The sequence below is a fragment of the bacterium genome (assembly GCA_016873475.1).
Classification (GTDB): domain Bacteria; phylum Krumholzibacteriota; class Krumholzibacteriia; order JACNKJ01; family JACNKJ01; genus VGXI01.
In genome coordinates this window covers 1-3,109 of sequence record VGXI01000297.1, presented here as the reverse complement: position 1 = coordinate 3,109, position 3,109 = coordinate 1, and the positions used below count along the sequence as shown (strand labels likewise).

The following is a 3,109-nucleotide window of genomic DNA, read 5'->3' as shown; positions in this document are numbered from 1 at the left end:
AAAACGAGGGCTTCGCGACCTACGGCGAGGCGCTCTACTACGAGCACCTGGGCCGCTACACGGCCGGGGAGTACATGTACCTGCGGCGCCGGCTGCCGAACGGCGAGGCCTTCGCCGGCAGCGTCTACGACCCGGACTACACCTTCAACACGACGGCCTACTGGAAGGGCGGCTGGGTGCTGCACATGCTGCGCCAGCGCCTGGGCGACACGGACTTCTTCGCCCTGCTCCGCTACTGGGCGCAGGACTCCCCGCACGCGGGCCGCACGGCGACCACCGCGGACTTCATCGCCGCCACGAAGCTGCACACGGCGGTGCCCGACGTCGAGATCGACGCCTTCTTCACGCGCTGGGTCTACGGAGTCGGCCAGCCGGTCTACGCCTGGTCCTGGGCGGCGGCCGGCGCGGGCGCGGACTGGACGCTCACGGTCGAAATCCAGCAGACTCAGGCCGGCGCGCTCTACCCCGACTCGCTGGACCTGCGCGTCAGCTTCGCCGGCGGCGCCGCCGACAGCACGCTGCGCGTGGCGCCCGGCGAGCCCCTGAACAGCTACCAGTGGAGCTTCGCGAGCCAGCCGACGGCCGTGGCCCTCGATCCCGATCACCGGCTCCTGCACCGCGCCGTGGCCGGCTCCGATCTCTCCGCCGCGCTGGCCCTGCTCGCGCCCTACCCGAACCCCTTCGATCCGGCGGCGGGCACCAGCATCCAGCTCGCGCTGCGCCGCAGTGGCGAGGTCAGCCTGGAGATCTACGACGTGCTCGGCCGCCGGCTGGTCAGTCTCTGGGACGGCCAGCGCGAGCCGGGCGCCTTGCTCACCGAGTGGCGCGGCCGCGACGAGCAGGGCGAGCCGCAGGCCGGCGGCGTCTACTTCCTGCGCGCGCGCCTGGGCGAAGAGGTCCAGACGCGCAAGCTCATCCTGCTGCCGGCCGACTAGGGCAGTCGGGCGCGAGCGCGCAGGCCGCGCAGCGCGGCCGGCGACTCGCGCACACCTGCCGGCCGTGCTGGATCAGCCGGTGGCTGAGCAGGGTCCACTCGCGGTCCGGATAGAGCGCCATCAGGTCCTGCTCCACCTTCACCGGGTCCTCTTCCCGCGACAGGCCGAGCCGCCGCGCCAGGCGGCCGACGTGCGTGTCCACCGGCAGGCCGGGCAGGTCGAAGGCGTTGCCGAGGATCACGTTCGCGGTCTTGCGGCCGACGCCGGGCAGGGCCGTGAGCGCCGCGCGGTCGGCGGGCAGGCGGCCGCCGTGCTCGGCGAGCAGGCGCGCGGCCGCGCCCTGCAGGTGCCGCGCCTTCGTGCGGAAGAAGCCCGTGCTGCGGATCAGCTCCTCCAGGCGCGCGCTCGGCAAGGCCGCCAGGGCCGCCGGATCCGGCGCCGCCGCGAAGAGCGCGGGCGTGACGCGGTTCACCCGCTCGTCCGTGCACTGCGCGCTCAGCACGGTGGCGACCCAGAGCTGGTAGGGACTTGCGAAATCGAGGCTGCAGCGCGCATCGGGGTAGAGCCGCGCGAGCGCGGCCCCGAGGCGGAGGGCGCGCTCGCGCCGGCGGCTGAGGGACTCGCGGGGCATGGGGCCAGCATAGGGAGGGCCGGGCGCCGGCGCAATCGGGGACGAAAAACGGCGCCCCTCCCGCTGGGGAGGGGCGCCGCGCCGGAGGCAGTGAGGGGACTCCGTGCTCTTGCTAGATCGTGGCGCTAGGAGTTGCCGTCGGCGCTCGCGTCGGCCATTTCCACCCAGCGGCGGCCGGTCTCGGGATCGCTGACGACCTTGGCGCCCGCAGCCTTCTCGGGGAAGCGCTCGCAGTAGCGCGCCGTCCACTCGGAGACGGCCGCGAAGCGCGCCTGGGCCAGCGCGGCGTCCGCGGGCCAGTCCGCGAGCTGGGGGGCCAGGCTGTTCAGCTCGGCGCTGTGCTCGGCGGCCTTGCCGCTGGCGATCAGGGCCTGCAGGCCCTCGTGCCAGCTCTTGGCGGCCGTCTGGCTGCTGGTGGCGCAGTGGCCCTTCATCGCGCCGCTCAGGCACATGTAGTTGCTGACGAAGAAGTCGCCCTGGCTGGCGCAGGCCTTGCCATCGGCGGTCTTCATCGCGGCGCCGCTGCAGTGGCCGCCGGCGCCGGCTGTCTGGACGGCGGCACTGCCGCAGTGGCCGGCCGCGCCGGCGCTGGCGGTCTTCGTCGTCTTGCCGCCGCCGCAGGCAAGCGCAAGGCTGCTGCCGGCGGTGAGGAGGCTGATGGCGAGTAGACTGGGCAGAAGGAGCTGCTTGCGCATGGGATCTCCGTGGGTTTGTGGTTCGGGTTCCGGGATCGGGGGCCGTCCCCTCGCCGTGGGTGCTGGGGACGCCCAGCAAAGTCGGGTAGCAAGATTCGGTTCCCAGATAATAGCGCTTCCAGCGACATCTGAAAAGGGATTCCCGCTACAATCTGAGAGATCGCAGCGTTTCAGACATGGATAGCCGACTGGGCGATCTGCGCTGGGTGGACTAGTTGCTCCCGAGCATCCCTCGCAGCACGGCCTGCAGGATCCCTCCGTGCCGGAAGTAGTGCAGCTCCACGGGCGTGTCCAGGCGCAGCAGCACGGCGAGACGCCGCTCGGTCCCGCCGGCGTCGCGAACGAGCAGTTCCAGCTCCTGCCCCGGGCGCAGCTCTCCCCCCAGGCCCGGCAGCGCAAAGGACTCCTCGCCGGTCAGACCCAAGCTCGCGCGCGTCTCGTCGGGCCGGAACTGCAGCGGCAGCACGCCGAAACCGGCCAGGTTGCTGCGGTGGATGCGCTCGTAGCTCTCGGCGATCACGGCGCGCACGCCGAGCAGGAAGGTGCCCTTGGCCGCCCAGTCGCGGCTCGAACCGGCGCCGTACATCTGACCGGCGAGGATCACGAGCGGCGTGCCCGCCGCCTTGTAGCGCGCGGCGGCCTCGAAGACGCTGAGCTGCTCGCCCGTCGGCAGGTGCCGCGTGACGCCGCCCTCGACGCCCGGCACGAGCAGGTTGCGCAGGCGGATGTTCGCGAAGGTACCGCGCTCCATCACCTCGTGGTTGCCGCGCCGCGCGCCGTAGCTGTTGAAGTCCGCGCGCGCCACGCCGCGCGCCTCGAGATAGCGCGCAGCCGGGCTGCTCGCCCCC

4 protein-coding genes are annotated in these 3,109 nt (G+C 72.7%); 1 reads left to right on the top strand and 3 read right to left on the bottom strand.

Annotated features, from left to right (window positions below; translation table 11 throughout):
- A partial coding sequence (locus FJ251_14945; GenBank protein MBM4118999.1) for a T9SS type A sorting domain-containing protein occupies positions 1 to 935 on the top strand: 935 nt, incomplete at its 5' end.
- Here FJ251_14945 and nth read toward each other — a convergent pair.
- The 3 genes from nth to FJ251_14930 all read right to left on the bottom strand — a co-directional run.
- A complete protein-coding gene (gene nth / locus FJ251_14940; protein ID MBM4118998.1) occupies positions 913 to 1,566 on the bottom strand; it encodes an endonuclease III in 654 nt (217 codons plus the stop codon). The two genes, FJ251_14945 and nth, sit on opposite strands and share 23 nt — an antisense overlap.
- Before the next feature lie 125 nt (positions 1,567 to 1,691).
- Positions 1,692 to 2,261 (bottom strand): hypothetical protein, encoded by a 570-nt coding sequence (locus FJ251_14935; GenBank protein MBM4118997.1) that lies wholly within the window; start codon positions 2,259 to 2,261, stop codon positions 1,692 to 1,694.
- A 211-nt stretch (positions 2,262 to 2,472) separates the two neighbouring features.
- Positions 2,473 to 3,109 (bottom strand): aconitate hydratase (locus FJ251_14930; protein ID MBM4118996.1); only part of this gene is annotated, 637 nt, incomplete at its 5' end.

Coding starts and splice junctions, on each gene's coding strand:
- nth (MBM4118998.1), bottom strand. CDS start 1,566: ATGCCCCGCGAGTCCCTCAGCCGCCGGCGCGAGCGCGCCCTCCGCCTC.
- FJ251_14935 (MBM4118997.1), bottom strand. CDS start 2,261: ATGCGCAAGCAGCTCCTTCTGCCCAGTCTACTCGCCATCAGCCTCCTC.